This is a genomic window from Pontiella desulfatans (assembly GCF_900890425.1).
GTDB classification, from domain to species: Bacteria; Verrucomicrobiota; Kiritimatiellia; order Kiritimatiellales; family Pontiellaceae; genus Pontiella; species Pontiella desulfatans.
Genome location: NZ_CAAHFG010000005.1, coordinates 137184 through 163580, shown reverse-complemented (window position 1 = coordinate 163580; position 26397 = coordinate 137184). Strand labels below are relative to the sequence as shown.

General features: G+C 53.7%; 10 protein-coding genes and 1 tRNA gene. All 11 read right to left on the bottom strand.

The annotated features are described in order from the left end of the window. Positions 1 to 25 precede the first annotated feature (25 nt). The 11 genes from E9954_RS31000 to E9954_RS30955 all read right to left on the bottom strand — a co-directional run bounded on the left by E9954_RS31000 (position 26) and on the right by E9954_RS30955 (position 26391). Positions 26 to 433 carry a hypothetical protein gene (locus E9954_RS31000; protein ID WP_136083193.1) on the bottom strand — a complete coding sequence of 136 codons (408 nt, stop codon included), beginning with the start codon at positions 431 to 433 and terminating at the stop codon, positions 26 to 28. A 432-nt stretch (positions 434 to 865) separates the two neighbouring features. Beyond that, positions 866 to 2008: a hypothetical protein gene (locus E9954_RS30995; RefSeq protein ID WP_136083192.1), complete on the bottom strand. Its 1143-nt coding sequence runs from the start codon at positions 2006 to 2008 to the stop codon at positions 866 to 868. A 196-nt stretch (positions 2009 to 2204) separates the two neighbouring features. Continuing rightward, positions 2205 to 2316 (bottom strand) — tRNA-Ser (locus tag E9954_RS32840). A gap of 169 nt (positions 2317 to 2485) precedes the next feature. Next, positions 2486 to 6184 (bottom strand): beta strand repeat-containing protein, encoded by a 3699-nt coding sequence (locus E9954_RS30990; RefSeq protein WP_136083191.1) that lies wholly within the window; start codon positions 6182 to 6184, stop codon positions 2486 to 2488. Between the two features lie 258 nt (positions 6185 to 6442). Beyond that, positions 6443 to 9256 (bottom strand): NPCBM/NEW2 domain-containing protein, encoded by a 2814-nt coding sequence (locus E9954_RS30985; protein WP_168442718.1) that lies wholly within the window; start codon positions 9254 to 9256, stop codon positions 6443 to 6445. A gap of 13 nt (positions 9257 to 9269) precedes the next feature. Continuing rightward, on the bottom strand, positions 9270 to 10634 hold the full coding sequence (locus E9954_RS30980; RefSeq protein ID WP_136083189.1) for a GDSL-type esterase/lipase family protein: 1365 nt from the start codon (positions 10632 to 10634) through the stop codon (positions 9270 to 9272). Between the two features lie 109 nt (positions 10635 to 10743). Next, a complete protein-coding gene (locus E9954_RS30975; protein ID WP_168442717.1) occupies positions 10744 to 11484 on the bottom strand; it encodes a hypothetical protein in 741 nt (246 codons plus the stop codon). A gap of 17 nt (positions 11485 to 11501) precedes the next feature. Further along, positions 11502 to 12728, bottom strand: a complete 1227-nt coding sequence (locus tag E9954_RS30970; protein WP_136083187.1) for an alpha/beta hydrolase-fold protein — start codon at positions 12726 to 12728, stop codon at positions 11502 to 11504. A 21-nt stretch (positions 12729 to 12749) separates the two neighbouring features. Further along, positions 12750 to 16631 (bottom strand): NPCBM/NEW2 domain-containing protein, encoded by a 3882-nt coding sequence (locus E9954_RS30965; protein ID WP_136083186.1) that lies wholly within the window; start codon positions 16629 to 16631, stop codon positions 12750 to 12752. An 11-nt stretch (positions 16632 to 16642) separates the two neighbouring features. Beyond that, positions 16643 to 18826 (bottom strand): sulfatase, encoded by a 2184-nt coding sequence (locus E9954_RS30960; RefSeq protein WP_136083185.1) that lies wholly within the window; start codon positions 18824 to 18826, stop codon positions 16643 to 16645. A gap of 26 nt (positions 18827 to 18852) precedes the next feature. Next, positions 18853 to 26391, bottom strand: coding sequence for a GDSL-type esterase/lipase family protein (locus tag E9954_RS30955; RefSeq protein WP_136083184.1), 7539 nt, complete (start codon positions 26389 to 26391; stop codon positions 18853 to 18855). Between the last annotated feature and the right edge of the window lie 6 nt (positions 26392 to 26397).

Genomic DNA, 26397 nt, shown 5'->3' with positions numbered 1-26397 from the left:
CATTGAGGCTGTTATCACAAGTGTTCTATGCAGCCTTATATTGCTGCATTTGGTCTATCATCAAACTGCAACTTTTGCGGTCTAACATCAACGCTGACTCTACTCCGACCCGTTGTTGAATTAGGGCGTCAAGTTGCTGCGGAGACACGTTACGAGCCTTCGCTAGATCCATTAAATAGACTAATTGTTTTTCGCTGGCGGAATCCTTTTTGGATTGAGGTCTTCTCTCTTGCGTTCTGCGGGTTACTTTGCCCGTGATCTGTTCATCAACAGCTATTTCAAGTTCGGCATAACGCCGGTGCATTTCAGCCTTTAGTTCTTGCGCCGACATATTGTTCGGAAGCTCAACAGAGAGGGCTACGGAATAACTTTTACTGCTGAAGTCGACATCAGCGGGCACCTTTTTAGAGTGTGATATATTCAAAGTAAGCATTGTAATTCTCCTTCGTGGTTATTTCATAAAAAAGGCCGCCCGATGGCATCAGGCGACCTGTTCAGGACAGTTGTTTGACCAACCGTCCCCATCTATTATTTATTCCGATAAATTCGGCAGTTTTAACCCCACCAGACCTCTTTTATCCCGTTAATGAGAAATATCAGGAGTATAGGGAAGCCTCCCATCCGCTACGAGTTTCCGAATGTACCTGGGGGATAAATTCAACATCTTTGCGAGCGATGCCGTTTTTAGATACTTGGGTTCTATTTTCATTCCTTTGTCCTTTCTGGGTTACGTTGAACACCGTGTTCAACTGATGAAGGACAATAGGGGCTGTGACCGGCATTTCAATTACATGCAGATTCACACTATACCGGCACTGTTATGCATATTTTAGCGCACAACGGAATAGACACCATCACAGATGTATCAGCCATGCTTAAGCTGGGATAACCAGGCTCTGAAAGCCTGCTCATACCGAACATCGATCCGCCTTAACCGTACGCAATACTGTCTCGTCCTGACCTCGGGGATAGACGATGAAGACACCGTCTTCCGCCACTTTGCGTTGGACACAGCGTCCAGTTCTTTTATTACCTGTGATTTCCGAAGCTTGCTGCCAGCTCCCTCCAAAGAACGGAAAGCAATACTAACAACTTCTAGCAACTGCTCGTCTGAAAGCTTCCCGGGTTTTGTCGCGGCCTTTTCGATGCCGGTCACTGCATTCACCTGGGCACATACGACCCTGTAGGCTTCATGCGGAAAATGATTCTTCAATCCGACCCCGGCGTATCCTGATGGCATAACAATCCGCACAGTCCCGGTTACTCCAACAACAGAACGGCCATCAATAAGATCAGGGCGCTCAAATCTGAAAAAGTCCCGATCCCATCCCGGATTTTCTCCCAGCCGGATGCTATACAGTCCGTATTCCTGAAAAACAGAGACCGCCTTGGACAACGCCTCTTTCTTCAGATGTACATCGGAAGCATTTTCCGACAACTCGAAATCCATATAACCAAGCAACTCATTGTACGAAGGTGCAAAGAGATTTCCCTTTCCATCACAAAACGGCAGAAGGTATTCACCATGGCCTTCTATGAGAGACCGGACCGCGTTCTCTGTGGCGGCTGTATTATAGGCCGTGGGCGTCAACAAATTCCACTCCCTCCACTTCTTCGGAGACTTCTTGAAGATGTAGTCAAGCTGGACCATTTGCTTCGCCAGAGTAAAAGCCCTGTCTACACCGACTGAGAGTGCGGCCTGAACACCTTCCTCATCACCTTCGGGACACGCTGGCAGGACAGAGGGGAAAATGCTCCTGACATAGATTTCGACCTCTTTGTTCCAGTCATACGAAGAATACTGAAGCAATTGTTCCAGTTCTTCGAATACCTCGTCGGCATCCCACGGAAGGCGGGGCTTCGTCAACGATATCTCAATCTCCCTGAAGACCTGATCGATTGTCTTTTTGCCCGGGCTCAGAACCAGATCCTCACTGGCATATTTTGCCGCAAGATCCTTGTACGTAAGAACTCTTGCAGCACATTTCCGAATATAGTTTTCAGACACAGACGCTCTCCCTTGATCTCATACCGTTACCACAAATCGGAGGATCAGCGAACCAGAATAAGGAAATCCAAATGCAACCTCAAATGCAACGTACTACCGTCTTTTGGTTGCATTTCATGCCGTTATTGCACTAACTGCGGCTCGACACAGACAAAAAGAAAGGCCTCGTAACTTGCTAATTACGAGGCCTTTAAGATGGAGCCGGCGGTCAGAGTCGAACTGACGACCAACGGATTACAAATCCGCTTGGTGCGCCTTTGTTTATTTTACCCGTTTTTTTCTTCATATCTAACTCCAGTAACAGCGGCCGGAAACTTTTCAGAATTTAGATCATCATAGATGGGATTCCGTGCTGCGCCATCCCACATTTGAGGGAGGCCTAAAAGCGGGTTACCCTCCTGCTGTTGTCGCACAAGAAAAACGTGCCCGCGCATTTAACACGGGCACGCCTGCATGTATCCGGTCAGTAAATTCTGCTTACGGAGACGTTATTTTATAGAACAACTCAGACAGTCCGGGGGTATTGGTCACCGTAACCGTTCCACCATCGCCGATAACCGTTTCCAGTATGCCCCAGTTCGAGGTGGTCAGGTCGGCATTGGTTTCGACGTTATACGTTTGGCCAAGGGACGTGGCCCATGAGAAGACCAGATCGCCTGCAACAAGTCCGCCCAGCGAAATATCACCGATCGGATCCGCTCCGCCGGCAGAGGTCCCCTGCAACACAAACGCCAGATCATTCCACGCTTCATCAATCAACGATACAAACGGGAGTGTTCCGGTAATGTTGGCCTGGTACAGCGTCATACCGCCCGCGTATATACCGTCACCGGTGCCCGCCGGGTCATAGTATTTAACCAGATCAAAACGGTTGTCCGTATCCTGTGCAGTAAAGGCTAGCTCGAACCCATATTCCACATCGGCACTCAGGCTGACGCCCGAGGACAATGTGATGGTGTAATAGTTGTTACTGGTAAAGTTCTGCCCCGACAGGTCGATATATTGGGTATGCAGGGTTGCACCCACCGAATGCGTCGTGGCCGGGTAGCCCTCATCGATTGAATCATCCGTATCATATTCACCGATCCACAGTTTCAGCACATGCTCATCGCTGTCAAAGGAGGCATCTCCAAATTTCTGAATGGTGATGGCATTCAACGTCGTGTCAGATGCGAAGCGGAAGGATTGACCCAAGCCGGCATCTCCGGTACTCCAGAGCAACGGAGCTTCCGGATTTACTCCGGGCGAACCGGGCAGCACGCTGACCAGTACATCTGTATTCGGAGCAGAACCACTCTCTATAAATTGTACCGTAGGCAGAATCGTTACCGTTCCGGTGTTGGACAGGCTGGAGCCATCAAATGCCGTAAAGGTAAAGCTGTCCGCCACCGTCGCGCCGGTCGGTGTGTAAGTCAGATCCGGGGCCGTACCCGAAAGACTTCCGAAGGCCGGAGCATCTACGATGGCCCACGACAGCGGATCGCCTTCGGGATCGGTCGCCGTCAGCGTAATGGCCACTGAAGAGCCGGAGATATAGACCGTCTGATCATCAGCAACCGGAGCCGGATCACCGTCTAACACCTCCAGTATAATGGAAGCCGTCCCCGCATCCCACTCAAGGTCGGCAGTATAGCTGCCTTCATTCGTTATCACCAGGTTCGCAGTCTGGAACTGGGTGTCCGTCAGACCTCCACCGTTGGAAAAGTCCATCAATGTGATGGCTTGGGTTCCGCCGGTATAGTCAGCCATGTCAACCGTGAAGGTATCATCGCCGCCAATGTTCGCGGCTCCAAACAGATTGCCCGGCGTCAGCGTCGTAAAGCCGGATGCCCCCAGATTGAAGGTGAGGCTGTTGGCATCCTTGAATTCAAAGAAGTTCATCGTGGCGGCCGCACCGTCTTCAAACACGAATGTCCCGTCATCGCAGTCCCAGAACCCTGAGCCGGTGATCGTTGCATTTGCGCCCACATTAATCGTCGAATTGGCCATACGAAGGGTTGCCGTTGATTCCAACTCCGAGGTTCCGGTCAAATGAATCTCGCAGGCGAAAGGCAGGTTATCGCTACCGGCATTAGAATCCCAGTCAACGGATGCGTTATGAATGCCGATAACGTCACCGCTGCCCGGCAGGGTATCGCCCGTCCAGTTGGTCGGGTTCGACCAGAAGTCTCCGATGCCTTCGCCGTCCCATGCAACGTCATACGCAACCGCATTCATATCGAGGATGATCCGATCCTCTGCTTCATCCCAAACCAGGCTGGCGCCATAGCCGCTGTCGTTAGTGACCATCAGCGCAGCGGTCTGGAACTGGGCATCCGTAAGGCTGCCGCCTTCAGCGCCCGCACTGAAATCGATCAGCGAAATATTTTGCGGGGCCCCGTCGAAGTCTTCCATATCGACAATAAAGGTGGAGTTGCTGATATTCGCTGCGGAACCGTTCAAAAACAGATTTCCCGCCTGAAGGGTTGTGAAGCCGCCGATGTTTAGATTGAAAGTTAATCCGGCTCCGCTGCCCATAAAACTGTTCCCGGACAGATTCACTGTAGAACCGGCTTCAAATATGAAATTTCCGGACTCCGCAACAAATGCGCCCGAACCGGTCAGGGATGCGGATGACCCGACATAAACCGTTGAATTGTTTGCTCGCAGCGTCGTGGTCAAATTCAGGATTGCTGCACCGGTCAGATGAAGTTCACAGCTGGCGGGCAGGTTGCCACTGGCGGCTAATACATCCCAGGTTACGTTCGATCCATCAATCCCGATAACCTCTCCGGCTGTAGGGAGTGTATCGCCGGTCCAGTTGGTTGCATTCGACCAGAGGTCGTCACCGGCTTCGCCGTCCCAGGTGACATCGTATTCAACAACGCCCATATCGAGCTTGATTGAAGCGGTTGATTCATCCCAGATCAGGTTAGCTTCATAACTACCCTCATTGGTAACGATCAGGTTTGCCGTCTGGAACTGAACATCAGTCAACCCGCCGCCGTTCGAAAAGTCGACCAGTGTCAGGTTCTGGGCAGGGCCGGTAAAGTCGGCCATATCGACCATGAAAGCATCATTGCTGTTAATGGTACCGGAACCCACAAGACTGCCCGGGGTCAGCGTGCTGAATCCAGACGCACTCAAGTTAAAGTTTAAGTGGTTGTCGTTTTTAAATTCCCATTGGCTCATGGTAACGGATGCACCGTCTTCGAAAACCGCGGAACCGTTGTCAAAGTCCCAGAATCCGCCCGTCAGCACGGCCTGAGAACCAACATAGAAGGTTGAGCCCTGTGCGCGCACCAGCCCACCGGTCAGCGTCGATGTTCCGTTCAAATAAATCATGCTCTGGCCTGGGAGAAACTCGATGGCCTCAACCGTTGCGTCATCGATACCGATTATATCTCCATTTGAAGGCAGCGTATTGCCCGTCCAGTTGGATGCGCTGGCCCAAAGACTATCACCGGCTTCGCCGTCCCAGGTGATATCGTAATCAATGACACCCATATCAAGAACAATCGAGTCATCCTCTTCATCCCAAACCAGACTGGCGGGATAACCACCGTTATTAGTAACGATCAGGTTTAAGGTCTGAAATTGAGCAGCCGTAACCGTCGGGGAGCCTCCGGGATTGGTAAACTCGATCAGTGGTATGTTTTGAGTCGGACCGGTATACGCGGCCATATCCACCAGAATGGTCTGACCGACATAACCGTTAATTTGCAGCGTTGAGGCAGTCAACTGCTGAAAACCTCCGGCATCGAGATTGAACCCGAGGGTTACGTCTGCGTTACCATTAAGTTCCATCGATCCGGTGATGTTCGTCAAGGTCGCACCGGAATCAAACAAAAATGCCGAACCACCGCCCTGGAGCGTCAACCAGGTAGCGCCGTCGAGCGTAGCTGTTGAGCCAAAGTTCCATACCGTCGCCCAGGAGCGCACGGGATTAGCTGCCGTCACCGTGCCGTCGACATTGACAGCTATTGCATTGGCAGCGGGCCATCCGCTGCCGTAATCAAAATTCACAATTGAACCGCTGTTAATTTGAGCGGTGTCAGAAGCATCCGGCACAACACCATCCGACCAATTACCATCAACATTCCATGCAGCGCCATTGGTCCCGATGAAGGTAACGGTTGCCGCATTGGCTACAACGGCCAATAAAAGCGCTCCGGCCAGTATTCCTGTTCTCCTCATTTTACTCTCCTTGTTTTCATGCTTAAGCATTGCTGTCCCGGTCAGGTCCAGCTTTCGAACCTTCCCACTTCATGATGCTCATCAATGTACTGAAAAATGCGACTGTGTATATCCACAGTTCGGTAGAGGGCATGTGGTTGTCCGAGTTTTCGCAGGCAGGATTTCGCATTGTATTGACTGACACATGCAAACATGGTTTTACGGGCTGACTTCAGGAAACCTGGATACTTCGCATGTCCATGACCGCACCAGTCTGACTCATTTCATGAGATATGCATCCGCCCAGCTTGCATGATCACCGCCCTGACCATCGCCGCCGTCTGTGACCACCAAGGTCAGTTCTCCGGCGCCTTGCACCGGAATCTCCAACGGCTTTGCTTCGAAGGTGGTGGAGCGCACTTTTCCGGAGGAATAAAGCGCTCTTCCATCGACGAGGATTGTCATCTCAAGCAGGCCATGATGGGCATCGTCCGGCCCCGGAATCACATAAAAGGTGGAAAATAATCCGTTTAATGAATATTTGATTTCTGAATTGGAGTGAACGCCTAAACCACGTTCATAGGTCGTACCGGATATGCTGAGAGGTTTCCCTTCAACCCCCTTGTCATCCATGACGCGCCAGTGGCTTTCACAGTAAACAGCGGCCGCCTGGTCCAGGTAGGCCCTGCCGTCTGCATTCACTTCCGGCACTTTTCCCGAAGAGGCCTTCCATTGAAAATCAGCAAAGACCACCTTGGTGATATCCGAGCCGGCTTTGGGTTTAAACCCGACATTTTTGACGTCCGACCAATTTCCCAGCACAACCCCCTCCGGGTTCATCAACTGTCCGGCATGGATCGTCATGCTCTGCCACTCGTCCGATGCGGTAATTTCAACATCCATCGCAAACCGGCCGTTTGCAGTAAGAATCAGTGTTTGCGGTTGCGTACAGTAGAACTTAAATGACAAATCCGCATCGGCCGGGGCTCTCCATTTCGGATCAGAAAACTGCTCGCTTTTCGTGCCTCTCCGATTATCGATGGGGCGAAACCCTGTGATCCCGCCGATTCCTTCAGCGGGAGCAGCATGGCTCCACCGATCAGCTCCGCCGGGAAGTTCATCCGCTTTTTTATCTGTGGCCAAGGCATCCCCTATTTGTGACGGGATCACGGCTTCAAAGTCGGATGAAACAACACATTCATTGTCGTAGCGGATGCTGGCATACGAGAATACATATTCATCCACATTCATCACCGGCAGCTTGGCAATCCAGGTATTGCCTTTACGCACCGGCTTCACATCACGCCAGTAGCGCTCAATGTTATTGGCCATCTTCAGGCACTGAACAATCTGAAGTTCCTTGATCCGGTCCGGATTTGACGGGGTTAGGTGGAGTTCGGGCACACCGCCTGCACCCAGCCTGATTTCTGATTCCGGCCGTTCCGGCCAGAAGTGATCGCGGCCAAGCACATGCTTTTCCAGCCAGAGTTTGCAGCCGTCGCCCAGCTTTTCTGTATTGTGATGCCCGCGCGCCTGAACCGCAAAATCCCACGGCACGTCGGGGCTGAAACGATTAAACATTAACTCACTGCGTTCGTGCCCGCCGTGATGATCGTTCGAGCCGTTCAGCCAAAGAGTAGCCGCCGTGATATACGGCGCATGCGCCTGCGGCGCCATGGTCGGCAGATAAATTTTTTCTCCCTCATCCATTTTCGGAGTCTGGTATGGCTGGTTGTACATCCACACCTGTTTGCTGCGGTAATATTCGTTCCAGCCAATTCCGAAGTAAGCCACCGTCGCTTTCACGCGCGGATCCATGCCCAGGTTCCACATAATCGTCCCGCCATAGGAGTACCCTTTGGAACCGATACGGGAAGCATCCACCTCTTTCTGCGACAGCAGATAACTGAGCGCACGCCGCTGAATGGCATACCAGAGATAATCGGAGGTCTGGCGATAATCTGTAATCGGCTCCCGGCCCTCGGTGTATGACCAGACGGGCGGCCCTTCAGCCCGGTCCATGTTCCCTTGCAGAAGTTTCTTAGGATATTTCGTGTAATGGGGCCTGCCTTTCACTTTGCCGCAGTACCCGTGCGATAGCACCGCCCATCCATCATTCACAAAACTCATATCCGGATTCGGTGCGCCCATCCATCCGTGCACATCCATCAGACCCGGCGCATTCCGAGCACCCTCTTTCACTGCATATTTACAATAAACGCGGATCTCCTCACCATTGACGTATGCGCTGATATACGACTCGCGGGTATAAATTCCATCCCGTGTTTTCTCGGAAACGATCTCCTCCTTAAAGTCCCCCTTGTCCGGATTATAGTCCGCCCAGATTTCGGGCGGAGTCGGAACCTTCGGTTGACCGGCAAGAAGCATCTCAACCGTCGGTTTTACCGCATCCATCCAGACTTTATAACCGGCGGCATTCGGATGCAGCAGATCGGGCATGATCTCGTTGGACAATCCGCCCTCCGCATCCAGAAATGCATCATTGATGCTCAGATGAAACACCGTATGGTTATCGGCCAGCGTTGGAAGCAGATCGTTGATTTCCTCATTCCGCTTTCGGTGACCATCGTCCGGCGTTGCGCCACGCGGGAAGACCGAGAGCAACAGTACTTTGGTCTGCGGCATCCGCCGGCAGACCTCCTCAACAATCAGCCGGATACCCTCAACCGTCGCCTCCGCCGGATCGTTGCGGTGGCCGGTATTGTTGGTGCCGATCATGATCATGGTCAGCCTGGGCGATAATCCCTCAATTTCCCCGTTCTGCAGACGCCAGAGAACATTCTCGGTCCGGTCGGCACTGAACCCCAGATTGAGGTATGTCACACCGGGAAACGTCTGCTGAATAATTCCCGGAGCGCGGTCATCCATGAAATGGGTAATCGAGTCCCCGATCAAAACCAGATCGATTTCATTTTTCTTCTGTTCAACTTCCCGAAGCTTTTCCTCATGGCGCTGCATCCACCAGTTGTCTCGAGGTTCCGGAACAACGGTCTCAGGCAAAGCCTCTCCAAAGGTCATCTGACCGAGCAATGCGACCAGTATAATCGAATAATTTACAGTATGTTTCTTCACAGCACGAAATCCTTTATTTAACCGGCTCATCACCAAACAGTTCACTCAGCGTTGGCTCCATCGCCTCGGCCCAAACCTGATAACCCCTGGTATTTGGGTGCAGCAGATCCGGCATCAGCTCACGCGACAGTACGCCGTTCTCATCCAGGAATGCCTCATTAATATTCAAATGAACCACACCCGGGATACGCTCCGCCAAGGCCGGGAGCCTAAGATTGACCTGCTCATTGCGCCTACGCAGCGGATCGTCCGGCATTTCTCCGCGCGGAAAAATCGATAATAGGAGAATTTTGCTCTCCGGCAGGTGATAGCGGATCGTCCGCAGGTTGCTCTCAATCCCCGCCAGGGTATCCTCGGGGCGGTCGTTCTTCACCCCGGAATTGTTGGTGCCGATCATCAGCACCACCACCTTCGGGCTCAGCCCGTCGACCTCACCGTTCTGAAGGCGCCAGTTCACCCACTCCGTCCGGTCGCCGCCGAAGCCCAGATTCAAGGGCTTGCGATGCCTGTAGTATTTATTCCAGACTTCAATACCCCAATCGCCCTCGCGCTCCCAGAAATGCGTAATGGAGTCACCGACAAAAACCAGCTCATGGCCGCCCTCCGCACATTCCGCCACTTTCTCCTGATGCCGCGGGCCGCCCCGCAATTCAGACCGAATCGCGCGCGGCGGATTCGAAACTAATGGCTTTTCACCGAGTGCTTGGCTGACATATGGCTCCAGCTGCGACCACCACAGCTGATAACCCTTGTCGCTGAGATGAAGCAGATCCTTGTAATAGAGCTCTTCGTTGATCAATCCGTCCGGATTTAAAAACTGATCATTTATATCCACATGAAGTACCGTCCGACCGTCCGCCAGTTCCGGCAAGCGTTTGTTCACCGCCTGTACCGTGTCGTACTCTGTACCGACTGCACGGGGAAAAATGGAAAACAGAACAATTTTCGATTCCGGCAACCGCTGGCGCAGTTCTTTAAGAATGTCCTGAATGCCGCGAACAATAGCTTCAGGCGTATTACGGCGGGCATTGTTCGTACCGATCATGACCGAAACCAGCTTTGGATTAAGCCCGTCGATTTCGCCGTTCTGCAGACGCCACAGCACCTGCTGGGTGCAGTCGCCCCCGAACCCCAGGTTCAGTACCTTCCGGTTGCCGAAATAATAGCCATACCAACCGTCCCGCTCACCGTACTGGGTAATTGAGTCACCAATCAGAATGACATCCACATCGCCCTTTTCCGCCTCCGCCACTTTTTCAAGATGACGCTGGTGCCACCATTCAGAGGGGCGTTCGGACTTCGCCGCCATCGGCCTTCCGGGATCTCCGGATACAACCAGAACAGAAATGGCCAATACCGCGATCAAAAATTTAATCATCAATTTTTCCTTTTTATACCTTCCTGACCATCAACGGTCGCGATCATCAGTCCCGGCATCAAAATCAGGACGTCGTCATACGCCTGAACCATTCTTCCCGAAGCCGGAGCTACAGAACCAAAAGTCCCAGTGTCTCGGTCTGGGCTACACCCAGGACCACCAACTCGACGGAGTCCGTTTTATCGTTCCACTGCAACGATACCTGGTACTCGCCCGCATTGACTATATTCACGGATACAGCCTCGAAATTTCTAGCATCAATACCACAGTCATTACGGAAAAAATCAAACAGCACAATGGTTTGCGATCCCCCCTTATAGGCGGCCATATCGACCGTGAATGTGATATTTTTCATGGAGGCAGCAAGGGACCCATGCCCCAGGTTCACTCGGTGCGGAGTCAAGGGCCTGAATCCTTGTGGCCCAAGTTTGAATTTAAAATGATTTGAATCTTTCTGTTCCCACTCGTTAACATCAACTATCGCCCCGTCTTCAAACTCAAGGGTGCCCCCGTCCAGATCCCACCATGAGCCGCCGGACAAACGGCAGCCGGATTCAACTGACAGATAGGCATCATACAGACGGATCACCTTGGCCACAGACAGTTCGGCCTCCTGCTTCAGCCAAATGCTCAGCCCTTCCGGCAAATTACCGTTATCCGTATCCACATCATAAACAACGCGCTCCCGCTCAATAACTACGGAATCTCCAACCTTCGGAAGCATATCATTAGACCAATTGCGAGGATTTGACCACAACCCGTCATTCGCTTCGCCATCCCAGTGAACCGGGGCCGCCAGAGCCGCGAATGCAAACAAAAAAACGGCACCTGAATATAAGTATCTACACATCCTATCTCCGCGCTCCTCTACATGCTGATCATTAATAATGAGGGGGATTCAGTGATCGTCAGATCCGGAATCGTAATCAGACCATCGGCATCCGCCGAGATCTCGCCTCCCGTCTTGCCGTATTGCCATTGAACCATCTGCCCGGGTTCGATCTCAAGTCGTTGCAGCCTGCGCAAAGAAACATCTGCTGTTGCGGCCTTCGGGATCGTAAACGTCGTGGTTAAATCCTTCTCAGAAACCAGATACAGCTGCATCTCAAACCGGCTTTCCGTATCGGCCATAGTTTTCCAGCGGAAGAATGCATTCACCTGCCCGGCAGCGGTGGAGCTTAGGTTATCCGGCCATGGCAACGGGTCGTTGCACGATGCGTTGGAGAAAACGGCGTACGCTTCGTTCTTCTTCACATTCAGCCAGTCAAACGAGTTGATCAGATCATTGACCCCGAGAATCCGGGCATGATTATTGGCATGGCCGAACGGACCCCAATAGAAGAACAGCGGATACTTCCGGTCATTCATGGCCTTCACGAATCGCCCATGTCCGATAGACCATTGATCATTCTGTGCGGAGTAATCGACCACCACCGGCGGATCAGGAAGTTTTAGCCCCGCCGGAACCGAAGCCGGCGGGAAATACAACCGATTGGACACATGTTCGATCCCCGCCGGAACGTTGGCCTTAACCGCCGCAAAAAGATCCCCATGGCGCAGCCCGATTCCCAGCGCGCCACTGCCGCCCATCGAGTTTCCGCAAAGATAAACGCGGTTCGGGTCGATATCATAGGTCTCCATCACCCACTTCACGGTACCAACCACCCGGTTCTCCACCGGTTGCAGCTCGTCGCCGGAATTCTTTTTTTTATCGCCGGAATCGCGCGGATTCGTACCACCCCACCACCAGTCGCCTGGATTCGCGCGGCAATCGAGATAAAGTGCATAAAAGTTGTCGGGCGAATGGTAGATATCGTGATTGCCGGCCTGTGCAGTACATTGCACGGCGGACCACACATCGTGGCCGGCAGAATGCAGCACGACATAGAGCGGCGCATTCGTTTTCGCGCCCCGGGGATGAACCACAAAAAACGTATCATCCTGGGGTCTGGAATAGCCCCATTCATCTTTGGAGCCATGGCGAAAGACTTCCGTCGTCCTTCTCTTAACCTCCACCTTTGACGGGGGCCAGCGCTCCGCAAAGAGAGAAAGCGAAGATGCCGTCACAATCAAAAGAACAAATAACTTCATCATTCCCCTTCAACCTGATCCGGCTTACTTCGTGAGATAAGCATCGGCCCAGCTGGCGTGATCGCCGCCGATGTCTTCGCCACCATCGGTGACGATCAGAGTCAACTCGCCAGCGCCCTTCACCGGAACCGTTACCGGCTGTGATTCAAATGTGGGACTTCGTACTTTTCCAGTGGCGAACACTTCTTTCCCGTCCACCAAGATTTTCATTTCCAGCTGCCCGTGGTGCGCATCATCCGGCCCCGGAACTACATGAAACGAGGAAAACCGGCCGCTCAGCGGGAAGGTGATTTTTGACTCCGCATGGACGCCCAAACCGCGCAGGTATTTTTTTCCACCTACACGGATCGGCTTGCCTTCAACCCCCTTGTCATTCAGCACCTGCCAATGACTGTCGACCGAGGAAGCCATCTCTTTGCGCAGATAAACTTTACCGCCTTCAGCGGCCGCTTCATCCTGTTTTTCAAGTGCAATAGAATCGTCAATGGCCTTCTGGAATTCATCATCCCCCAGCCCGGCTGTTGCGGAAATTTTTCCGCCGCCGACTTCACCGAACGCCGGAAAGTTTGCATAACTCCCTCCCTCCCAGCGCAGGTTTCTGAATTTACGGGGTTCGCGAAATGCGATTTCTTTTCCTTCCGGAACCACGACGGCTCCACCATCCTGATCGACCCTGATGCGTGCGCACAGCCCCAGTTCGGTAACATGCTGCCACTGGATTAACGGCGCGGTGGTCCGGCTGTTCTCGGGTTTAAAGTCGCTCGGTTTCACTTTAACGGTCTGCCAGTCGGGAGACCCGCTCACCGAAACCAGCGCATAGTAGTCGCCTTTCGATTCGCCGGAAAATGCATCCCAGCTGTTGTTGCGCGCATGAATGATAAAGGAGAGATCGTGGTCGACCTGAATGTCCAGAGCCAGCTCCGCGCCATCGGGGCCGGCATAGCGGGGGTCTTTGATTTTCCGGGTATAGGCACACCAGTGATGCGAATTTTCCCAGCTCAGTGTATACCAGTCCTGATAGTCGAACTCCGCCTGAATCATCCGCTCACGTTTTTCGTCGCCGCGCACACCGGCAGTCTGCAGTTCAGCAGGCATAAAGCTTTTCATTTCCGAGCTGACGCCGAAGGTTTCGGGCATGTCCCGAAGCCAGGGATAACCAACCACGTTATGATCGATGTGGTAATACACATTGGCCACAACATACAGGGACTGATCTGCACTGCTGACCGGGAGTTGTGCCTGCCATTGATCGCCCAACCTCTTCGCCGGGGTACTGCGCCAGAAACGGGTCAGCGTGTGATTATCGACCGAATAATAGAAGTCGACCTTGGCTACCTTATCGATCTGATCCGGACTCAGGGTGGCCATCGGCACACCTTGGCTGTCTTTAAGGTTCACCGTCAGCTGCGGCGTTTCGGGGAAATCGAAGGTTCCTTTGAGATGGTGATCAAACCACAGCATATTCGCGAAGGCATGCTCCGGTGTTGCGCGATGGTTCATGTGAGGGGTGACGGTGTATCCAATACGTTCGGACGGCATTCCGCTCCAGTTCGCATACATGTTGTCGAGATTACCGCAGAAGTCGTTGTGCGGCCCGACATACAGGATTGGAGCCTGAATGCGTTTGATATACTGGGCGTCGTCGATCGTTTTGTAATACAGCTCGGAGTGCTTCCGGGCCGCACCCGAATTCAAACGGTTTCGGATCAGCTCCGGCGCAGAGCCGCTTCCACCGCAGGACGGAGCCGCCGCTTTGATGCGCGGGTCGGCCCCCGTCAGCATGACCGTGAGAAAACCGCCCATGGAGTGCCCGAACGCACCGATCCGGTCGGCATCGACTTCCGGCTGCTGCTGAAGAAAAGAGACCCCCCGTTTTGCACCGAGGGTAATCAAAAACCAGTTGTTGTTTCGCGGTGACTCAAAGGGATCGATCGTCAGGTGATCGGGAGCCAGGCTTCCGTAATGGCTGTTGTGTCCCGTTTGCGTTGCATCGATTGCTCCCCAATCCGTGTTGGGATCACCGGGCTGTGCGTTCTCCATTTCGCGACCGCCCCAGTTGATCGACAAACAGGCATAGCCATTCTCCGCGCCGTACTTCGCACTGGCAATCATGGCACGCTGGCCGCCGCCGTGCATTTGGATCAGGGCCGGGATTTTTCCCTTTGTATTTTCCGGAACCGCATAAAATGCCGCCATGGTCGATTTTTCACCTTTAAAGGTTCCGATCGTATAGGTGAGGTATTGGATAACACAGCCGTCTTCGTTCCACTCGCGAATCACTTCTATATCCAGAGGTTCGCGGTCCGGGTCGTAACCGGCCCACAGTTCATCAACCGACTGTGGAACCTCGCTGGCCGTCAGCGACGGAAGCGATTCGGTATCTTCCTTTTGCGGGGGCGCTTCAACCGTGAGAGCCGAGTGGCCTTCGGGGATTGAATGCGCGGCTCCGTTGATCACGAGTGTGTAGGGTGCGCTGCTTTCAATGGTTACGCTGCCCTCACCGTCATAGAGAATATCCGTCTGGACATCCGCGAACTTCAGTTTTTTGATACCGTGCTTTCCCGGACGGTAGAGGCGCCACTCGACCCGCTTATCGAGCGCGTCCACTTTATGGAAGCCGAGGATATTTTCGATGAACATGGAAATGGGACCCAGGGCGGACCAACCACAGAAATCGGGTCGAACAATGTGACCATTTCTCCGGACGACCGGATGATCTCTTGTAGGGCTGTAGCATTCCCAGATGGTATTCGGTTCGTAGGCCTTAAACGTGCGCAGCATATGATCCAACAGATTTTCGGCCGCCGCGTCGGCCTCGGCATAAAATCCATATTTTTCCAGTGCTTTGGTACCCATATAAGCGGTCGGAAGCCAGATGCCTCCTCGCCAGTAATCCCCATCCGGCATGGCAAATGCCGGATCATTTCGCGCCACGGTCACCCACGGGCGTTTTCCGCCGAAGGTGTTGGGATCGGTGATGTGTTTAACCATTCGTGCGGCCTGTTCGGGGCTGCAGACCTCCGCCAGCATCGGCCAGTACGAGGCCGGCGTTTTCACCTTGAGATGCTTCATCGTTTTCGGATCCACATCATAATAAATGCCGTCGTCTTCATCCCAATAGTATTGATTGATCGTCTTTTTAAGCTCGTCGTATTTCGCCTTCCATTCGGCGGCAACATCCTGCTGCCCGATGCTGTCGGCCATGCGGCTGATGTACAGCGCGGAAAGCGCCTGCTGTGAAATGGCATCCACCCAGAGTCCCCGATGCCGCGCGGTGTTATCCATTCCGCTCGAGCAACCGGACCAGAGATAGCCGTGCTCCAGTCTTTTGAGCTCAACTTTGGCGCTCTCGGCTTTGGCCGATTTGAAGGTCCAACCGGGCTGAACCGTATCAAACCACTTAAAGTGCTTTTGAAGATACTGCGTGTCCGTGAGCAGTTCGCGAACATGCGCTTTGTCGCCCGTGAAGGCAAAGTTGTCATATTCCACCCAGGCAAAAAGCGGCGGATTATCCGGATGCCGTACATTCAGTGGATAGGTTCCCGCCGGAACCGACTTATCGTGAAGCGGCACATAAAAATTGTTTAATGTCTCCACCCCGGGGAACAGGTCTGGCGCATACTTGCAGAACAGCACCATGAAGCAGGTATCCCAGATCCAAATTGAGTCATCACTGAACGCTTCATCCACATAGGGGGACTGCGGCAGGCCGGGCTGCTCTTTGATATGATCGCGCGCCTGTTCCCAGGCTTTCCAGTACAGTTCAACATAGCCGGGTTCATCTTCGTAAACCGGCACCGGAATGGCGGTCTTCCACGGTTCACCGGCAGCAGCTGTTACACCGGCTGCGAGCATATAAACGGCGGTCATCATCAAACCTGAAAAGCGATACAAACTAAGTTTCATAAAATTCCTATCTAAAAAAGTGGCTCCGTCGGAAAACGGTTCAGCAGAGGGTGAGCCGCCTCAGGCGTTCCTTGCTGACTGCGGATAGCCGTCCTAAGAGAGCGGATGGCATCACACATTATTTTTTTATCAATCTGTTCCGCAGCATACTTGGCCTTGGCGGCCTTTAAGACTGCTTTGAGTTCCTTGTCGCCGGTTGTGGCAAATGCCTGTTCCCCCAGCTTGATCAGGGCATATAATCCCGGCTTATAAGCGAAACCGTTCGCAAGAAGTTCCGAATCCTTCGCATGATGCCCCACATCACAAACGGCCGGCATCGCCTCGGAACTGATCAGAAAACCGTTGGCATCCACCATCGAGAAAACCGCATGCGTGGCACCCGGAGGCATGACCGCTTCCACACGGCCTTGAGAGATTGTCGCCGGTGCTGAAAGCCACTCTTCACGGTTTCCGCCAATGGTATCCATTGGAGGTGGATTCAGAGTATACAGCAGCCGGGCATTTTCGATCTCGGCTTTGCCGTTGCCGGATTCCAACATCACCCAGACACGATCTTCTTCGGATCCAAGATCCAGGACGTTCGGCATAGCCGCAACGGCGGCCTGATCGGCATTCTTTGCGGTCGGATTGTCGAACGGCACCGGTGCACCCGCCACAGCGATCAACTGATCAAGTTCTTCCAAAAGCCCCCTGCGGACTTCAGGAAACTGGTCGCCGACATCCCGCGCTTCACTCAGGTCATCGGTCCGCTCACCTGCATACAGGCGGAACAGCCGCACATCCGGCTTGCGCTTAGCGGCGCCGTAGTGCCGAACCAGCTTCCACGGACCCTTTCGAAGAGCAGATGACATATGGGCATCCCATGGAAAGAACCAGAAGAGGGATTCGCGTTCCCGTCCATCAGCATAAAAAGCTGTGTCGGATTCACCATGGATCAGTGGAAGAATATCGCATCCGTCAAGCTCCAGCGCTTCATCCCGCGGCAGTCCGGCCATGGTCATGAATGTAGGAAACAGGTCGATAAGATTGATCGGTGTATCGCAGATTGAACCCGCCTGCACTCCGGGGCCGCGAACCAGGAACGGTATGCGTACACCGCCCTCCCAGGTATTCTGCTTGCCGCCCTTCAGCGGGGCATTGTCTGTAAACCGATGAACACCGCCATTGTCGGAGTCGACAATCACATAGGTATTATCGATCAGTTTATGGCCGGGGTTGCGCGGATCGTCGGTCTGCTCCAGATAGCTGATCACCTGGCCGATGTAGTAGTCCACGGTATCCACCATCGAGGCATAGTATGGATCGCTGTGCCCCGGGAGATCATAATAGGTCTTCTTCGGATCCGTAGGGTATTCCATGCCCAACTTGTTTACATAATTATCAAAACGCTTTTTATCGCGCGTCTGAATCGGACCATGTACTTCGTAGGGGCAATAGTTCATAAAGAACGGTTGACCCTTGTACTTTTCCATGAAGCCCAGTACCAGATCGAGCGGCTTATCGAACGGCCGCCCTTTTTCATTCACTTGATAGGGATCATTCGGATCATCCGTTGCAAAAACACTGAGGCGCTTCTCCATGCCCGGGCTGGCCCAGGCTCCGAAAAAGGTATTACGATTCTGCTCTTCAGGATTCCAGAGATCCTCGTCGTTATAATATTTATGCCGGCCATCGCGCTCCGTGAACCCGAAATCAAATCCCTGATCCAACGGGAATGGATATCCGGCGGATTTTCCACCTGCATGCCATTTACCCACATGTGCAGTGATGTATCCAGCTCTGGTAAGGGCTTCCGGAATCATCGGCTCTTCGACAGGCAGTCCGTAGGAATAGTATGGGCAGATCCGGTCGCTGTTTTTATGCCAGGCCCGCGGAATACGCCCGCCCGAAACATGATAGACCTCGGTATTGACCGGATGCTGTCCTCGCAGGAAGGCCACCCGCGACGGCGCACAGCTCGGTGCCGGGGAATAGGCCTGTGTAAAACGGCGGCCTTCACGCGTCATGCGGTCGAGATGCGGGGTCTCATAGACCGGGTTGCCGTCGAGCTTATGGCTGGCAATATCCTGCCAGCCCAGATCGTCGACCATGATATGAACGATGTTCGGCTTTGGTTTCGCGCCGGCCGAGAACGCACCGTACAAGACCGCCACTGCGATCACTTTCCCCACTGTACCCATAATGCCACAACCCATAGATCTTCCTTAATACTGCAAAGTACTTACGGCCCTGCCTCGATGCGGATGAAGCCGGACGCATCGTTGGTCGGCATGGTAAAACGGTCCGTGGCGGGACCGAGGTCGATCCATACCGAATCGGTTAAGTTGGTTTTAAACCACACGTTGTAGGTTTGTCCGGAGACGGCGGACCACTCGACCACCGGCGGGAAGCCGCTGTTCAGCGTAAGGACCGGTGCAGTGACAGGCGCTTCGAAGGTATAAATGACTTTCGAGGTCGCTGTATCAAACGAGAGTGTACCGGTCAGCCCGGAGCTTCCTTCATCGGTATTAACGGTCGGATTAAAGGTTCCGCTGTATATCGCAGAGTGCCCCGAGTAGTCGATCAGATCGACGGTGTTCCCATTGGCAATATCGTAGTTTGAGAAATCGATATTGAAGGTAACGTTCGACCAGTTTTCGCCAAGATCTCCTGTCGTCAACGTACCCGGAGTGAGGGAGGAAAACCCGGTTTCCCCGAAGGTGATTCCATAGGTCGTACTTCCGCGGTGCTGAATGAAACCAGGCGTAAAGGTGGCCCCGTTTTCAAAATTCAATGTACCGTCATACAAATCAATGTAGGCACCGGACATGCCGCTTCCGGCAGCAAAGTTAAACGTCATACTTCCGTAAAGCCGGGCCGCCGCAACGGTATTCCCGATCTGAGAGCTGCCGGACACATTGACGGTGATATCCGCGGGAAGGCTCCAGTCGTTACCGGGCATATTCACGGTGTCGCCATTCGTGATCGCAATCGTGTCCCCTAACACAGGTAACGCATCGCCGCTCCAGTTGGCGGCCGAGTTCCAGAGGCCGTCACCGGCCTCGCCATCCCAGACAACCACATCAACAGGATCCGTTCCACCCCCGTTATTCCCGGCCAGAACCTGCGCCATTTCATCGGCATAGGCGGCACCGATTTCAAACATGTCGTTGGTGCCGTTGCTATCCCAGTCCGAGGGTCCTTCATCGCTGCCTACGTGAACATTACCGGCCTGACCGAACGCATCGGAATTCACAAAACCGACATAGTCATCCGGAGCCGCGACGCCCGATTTCAAACCGGTGCCCCAGCGATCATTACCGGTAATCACCACCGGAAACTCTGTTGCATTCTGTAAACCGTAGGTATTGGCCAGGTGATTACGAACGCCTGCAATGAAGGTATTCAGGCCTGCAGCACTGGTACCGTTTTCACCCTGCCACCATATCATGCCTTTAAAGTTCGGCGTCAGACCCTGTTGTTCCAGACCAGCGACCGCATTCGAGAGCGCCGCCTGGAATCCACGCCAACAGTCGCCATCCCGATTACCGGCCGCCGCCAGATCCCAATCCGATTCACCGAATTGATCCGTTGCGGTATTGAGAGAGGACCCATCGACCGGATACTTGAGTACCGCCATCTGATTACCGGTAAGATTGATCGCATGGGCCCGGGCCGCGAAACCGATCTCCGGACCAAACCACGAGCTACCACCAAAGGTGCTGCTGGTGTGGAATGATGATCGGGTTTGACCGGCTACAGTCTGATTCTGCCAGCCTGAAAAATACTGATCGGTTTCCGCATTATAGGCCTGATAGTGCCATGAACAATAGAACCTCGCATCGTGGGGACCCGCCTGCTGAGCGGTCAGTTCGCTGACCAGCCCCTGCCCGTTGGCGTTCGACTGTCCGGCCACAATAAAAATATCGACCGGGCGGATCGATCCACCAAAGCTGTTGATATAGAGCTGAACATTGGCCTCGCCGACCGCATAGTGGCCGTAGCCGTGGATATCATTAAAGTTGGTTCGATACGGAGTGACCTGTGTATTAAACAACGCCCCTCTTGCATCCGCATCCGTGATGGTCGTCAGGGTGCTGTTGATCAGCGCGCCGGAGTTGCCAACGGTGTTCATGACAAACTGAAACTCATTTGTCGCGATATCCAGGGCGTTCAGGTCCGAAGCCAGTTGGCCGAGCAACCCGTTCCATCGATTTGCATATTGAGCTTCGCTTCCATTCTGTCCGTCGGTTTCGCCCTGGAACCAGAAAAGGCCGCGGAATCTTGGTACATCGCCGTTGGTAATAATCTGAAGGATTGCCGCCTCCAGCTTTCCGGTGCTCACGCCGGTGGTATCAAAGAACTGCTGATTGTAGAGGCCGTTGGGTGCCGTACCGGTATGCCAGGCGGCAATCTCCTGCCCGGGAGCGCCATCGATCACCACCGCTGGATTCAAAAACAGGCCGGAGGCATCCAGGGCATCCTGTACCCCATACCCGAACTGGTACGTGCCGGTGCTGTTGGTGCCGAGCGGCCAATACGCGTTGGACTGCCCGGTGGCTATAAAGAGATCGACCACTTTACCGTCGGTGATCGTTATGGTTGCCACGCTGGATGTGTTAAACACGTCCTGCGCCGTGAACGTAAACGTATCGCGTCCGTTCCAGCCGGCATTCGGGGTGTAGGTCAGATTCGGCGCGGTTCCCGAAAGCGTTCCGTTCGTCGGTTGATCAATTATCGAATAGCTGAGCGGATCATCTTCCGGATCGGTAGCGGACAGCGTAATGGAAATCGATGAAGCATCTCCCATCGCAACCGTCTGGTCCTGTGCGGAGGGTGCCTGATTCGCTGACGGATCGACCGTTCCCCCGAAGCTGGCAATAAACAGCTGGGCATTCGCCTGCCCGACCGCATAGTGATCGTAGTCATGCAGGTTTCCATACTGAGGTTCCACGATAATATCCTGATCGAAATACGGCGCCACCTGCGTATCAAAGACGGCTCCACGCGAGTCCGCATTTGCGATCCCGGTTAATATGTTGTTAATCTTGTCGCCCGACTCAGAAACAGTATTCACGACAAATGAAAAATCATTGCTGTTTACACCTGCGGCACCAAGGTCGGCTGTCAGTTGATTAAGAATCCCGTTCCAGCGCAATTCATAATCGGCCTGCGAAGTATCGGCGGAAGCGTAGTCTCCGATTCCGTCGCTTTCACCCTGCCACCAGAAGACGCCCATGAAGCGCGGCGTATCACCATTGGCGATAATCTCATTGATTTTCGCTTCCAGCTGCCCTTCAGGGCCGGTGCCCGTGGTATCAAAGAAGTGCATATTATAACGGGTATTGGGTCCCGGAGGATTGATAAACTCTGCCCACCAATAGGCAATCGGAACACCGGGTTCCGCTGCGATCACCACCGTCGGGTTCGAGAAATATCCGGATGCGGAAAGAGCCGCCTGAATGCCCTGCCCGAACGCATATTGACCGCTGTTATCCGGATTGAGCGGGTAATAGGCATTGGACTGACCAGTCGCAATGAAAACGTCGACATATTCTCCATTGGGAGCAGGCTTAATATCAAACAGGGCCTGATACGTCGTATTTGCCGTGGCGGGTAAAACAGTCGGCCAGCCGGTGAACATTTTGTAGGCGGTATCAACACCCGGTGGCGGAACAGCAACCTCACCTACACCGGCTATTTCGACGGTTTCCGACCGATCGACATTGATGAAGGTAATCTCGTAGGTCGTACCTGTACCCGTTCCGGTATCCAGAACCAGCGCATCAAATATCTCATCCGCCTCAACCTCTTCCCCGGCACCATTGGGATGAACACCGTCATAGAGCAGGCCGGGAGGAGTATTAAATAGATCCGAAATATCGAGATAAGTTACATACGAAGTCGCCGTGGTTTCGTTGGTCGCCAGCGACCCCAGAAGATCATTAATTTCCTCGTGCCGTGTATTCTGCGCCAGCGGTGTAGTACCGGAAAAACGCGGAAGGATGGACACGAGCAAAATTCGGATATCGGAATTACCGCTGGTGCCGACGTCGCCCTGAAGATGGTCGACGATGGTTTTTATCCGGTCACGCACCGTCTCGGCGGCCACATTGGCATCCACGGAAACGTCATTACCGCCACAGAAAATGACCGCCGTGTCCGGCGTATCGCCCTGACTCTTCAGCGCGCCCAGATAAGTAGGCGCACTGCCGGCACGCTCCTGGGCGGTTAAGCCCCAGATCGCTTCATGACGATTCGTAAAAGATTGGCCGTTATAATCAGGGTAAACAGATGTTCCCTGATAATTTGCCGTACGCGTTCCTACAAACTCATGTGATATCCCGGCATCAACGAGCTTTTTCCAGAACGGGTAACGCCAGGACCAGTTACCATCGCCTGCTGCACGCAGGGCATCCGCTTCAGTGATGGAATCTCCGATGCACAGAATCTTGCCGAGATCATCCACCATATCCGGAACATACGCTACCGATTTAAGAGAAAACGCTTCGTAGGCAAAAATGGAATTGGCCCCGCCGCTTTTAACCAGATCCAGCGTCAGTGTATCCGAGCCGTCGGTCGAGAAATCAACCGTGTATTCATATTTTATCGTACTGTTCGTCGCGTAGGTGCCAGGAGCCATATCAGAAACCCCGCCGGAGGCCAAGGTCACGGTGGCATCGAGATTGACGTCGTAGGTCGTGGTGTAAAACTTCAGTTGGTAGGCCCCCGCAGCAGCAACATCAATTGCCAGCTGAACACCATCCCCAACGGAGGTGATGGTTGCATTGCCGGCCAGCGTGGTGCTTCCCGTTGCGGTTGGTGTCCCGTTCGTCCAACTGTAACTGTTCTGGCTGTTAAAGAATCCACCGTCAAACGTGGTTGCACCAATCGCACTGAGACTGGCGAATCCGGCACCACCGGCCATCGTTTCACCGGGAACTGTGAGCTCTCCATCCCAGGCACCCCAGTCCAGATCACCATCCGCGGAAAGGTCAACAGGAGTCGATCCGGCACCACCGCTCGCGCTCTGCACAACCAAGACCGCAACCCCATTCGTCGGCACATACCCCGGATCATCTCCTCCACCGCCGGAATCGTCGCCCTCAATAGCGAGCTCAATGTCAGCGGTTGTTTCATTCCACTGGAGGGATGCCTGATAGCTTCCAGTGTTGGTCACAATCAGGCTAAAGTTCTGGAAGTCGGCAGCGGTCATGGCCCCGCCGCTGGAAAAATCGACCAGCGTGATGACCGAATCCGAACCGGTATAATCCGCCATATCGACAGAAATGGTCTGGCCGGCAAACCCGTCAACCACCAACCCATAGGCATTCAAAGCATCGAACCCATCGGCATCAAGATTAAACCCGAGCGTACAATCTGCATGATTACCAAACTGTATGTTTCCGGAGGTGCTAAGCGTTGCACCGGCATCAAAAATAAACGCGGATCCGCCCCCCCAGAGCACTAACCAATTGGCTCCGAGATCAAGTGATGCTTGAGAGCTGATATTCCAGACCGTACTCCAGGAACGTACGGCATCACTGGCGGTCAGCGAGCCGTCGAGATCAACCACCGCGGGATTACCCGGCGAGTGCCATCCCCCGCCGAAGTTCCAGTTCGCAGTGTAACTGCTGCCAATATGCACCACATCACCATTTCCAGTCCCGGAGTCGTTGTCCCAGTTGGCTGCTGTCAGCCAGTTGCTATCGGCACCGCCACCGCCGTCCCAGGAGACATCATAGTCAATTCCGGGGTTCGAACCATCCATCTCCAGAACAATCGAATCGCTGGCATCGTCCCAGACGAGATTGGCCGTGTAGCTGCCCGCATTCTGCACCACCAGATTCGCTGTCTGGAAACCGGCAGCCGTCAGGGAACCGCCATTCGTGAAATCCACCAGTGTAATGTCCTGAGCCACGCCGGTATAGTTCGCCATGTCGACCACATAGGTCACGTTGCTCATGCCGGTGCTGGACAAAAGGTTGCCGGGGGTCAGCACAGTGAAGCCGGCCGCATTGAGGTTGAAAACAAACGTCGGGGAGCCTTTCTGCTCCCACCAGGTCATTGTCGCCGTTGCACCGGCCTCAAAGCGTGCGGTGGAACTGTTAAAATCATAGAAAGAAGTTCCCGCCAATGCTGCCTGGGGCCCCACATTAACTTCAGTACCGTTAAATCGAGTTACTGTATTGGCCGTCAGCGTTGCCGATCCTGTAAGGGTCAGGGAGTCAGGCAGGAAGCTTCCGGCATTGGTGGTTACATCCCAGTTTACCGCAGCATTATTTATCACCACATCATCGCCATAGGTCGGTTCAACATCACCCAACCAGTTGGTCGCGCTCGTCCACAGGCCGTCACCGGCTTCGCCATCCCATGAAACTGCATCCGGGTCCGGCGGGGGCGTTCCCGCAATGCTGAGCTCGATGGCTTCGGTTGAATCGTTCCATTGAATAGAGGCCTGATACGCACCCGCGTTGGTCACGATCATGGTTGCACTCTGGAAAGTGGCATTATCCATATTGGCGCCGTCGGTGCCGAAGTCCATCAGTGTGATGGTACCGGCACCGCCTGTATAGTTCGTCATGTCCACCACATAGGTTGCATTGGAAATGGATGCGCCGTGGACGCCGTCATTGCCGATCCGCAGCGCGCCGGGCGTCAGCGTAGTGAATCCGGATGCACTCAGGTTAAAGGTGAAGGTATTGAGCCCCTTCTGCTCCCAGTTGTTCATGGTCACCGCAGCACCGTCCTCAAATACAAATGAACCGCCGTTCAAATCCCACCAACCGGAGCCGGTCACAGTTGAATTGGACCCGACATGAATGGAGGAGCTGGTCATGCGCAACACCGTTGTTGCATTCAGCGTTGCATTGCTTAACTGGATGATGCATGCGCTCGGAAGATTTCCACCCCCATCGGTCACATCATAATTCACCGTGACGTCGCCAATCCCGACAATATCAGTGGCTCCGGGCAATCGGTCGCCTGTCCAGTTGGTCACACTCGACCACAGGCCATCACCCGCTTCGCCGTCCCAGCTAATGGTAGGTTCAAACGACGGAATCAGATATTGATCGGCCACGGGTTCGATGGCGGTCATCCAGATGTCATACCCGGCTGCATTGGGGTGTAACAGATCCGGCATGATGGACGTTGAAAGGATTCCGTCCTGATCCAGAAACTCGCTGTTGATATCCATGTGGATGATTTTTTCATCCCCTGCTGCGATGGCCGGCAGCAAGGCGTTGATTTCTTCATTCAGCATGCGCAGTCCATCGGTCGGCCCTTCGCCTCGGGGGAAGATGGAATGGAGAATCACCTGCGCATCAGGCAGTTGCTGCCGAACTTCCTGAACAATCAGGCCGATCGCTTCGCCGGTTACCGCCGCCGAATCCTGGCGGTGCCCAGTGTTGTTGGTGCCGATCATAATGACGACCACCTGCGGAGAAATTCCTGCAAGCTCCCCGTTGCGCAATCGCCACAACACATTTTCGGTTTTATCCGCACTGTAGCCCAGATTGAGGTGCTGGATCCCCGGAAAAACCTGTTGGACCAGCCCCGGCGCATAGCTATCTATAAAATGGGTTATGGAATCACCGATAAACACCAGATCGATCTGGTCGCCGCGATTGCTGATTTCGGCCAGTTTTTCCTCGTGCCGGGCGTGCCACCACTCATTCTGCCGCTCCGGCGTAACGGTACGGGGTTGATCACCAAACGCGGTTGAAATACTCAGCGCCGCTCCGGCAATCAACACTTTGTTCAAAACAGGTTTCATCATAAAATC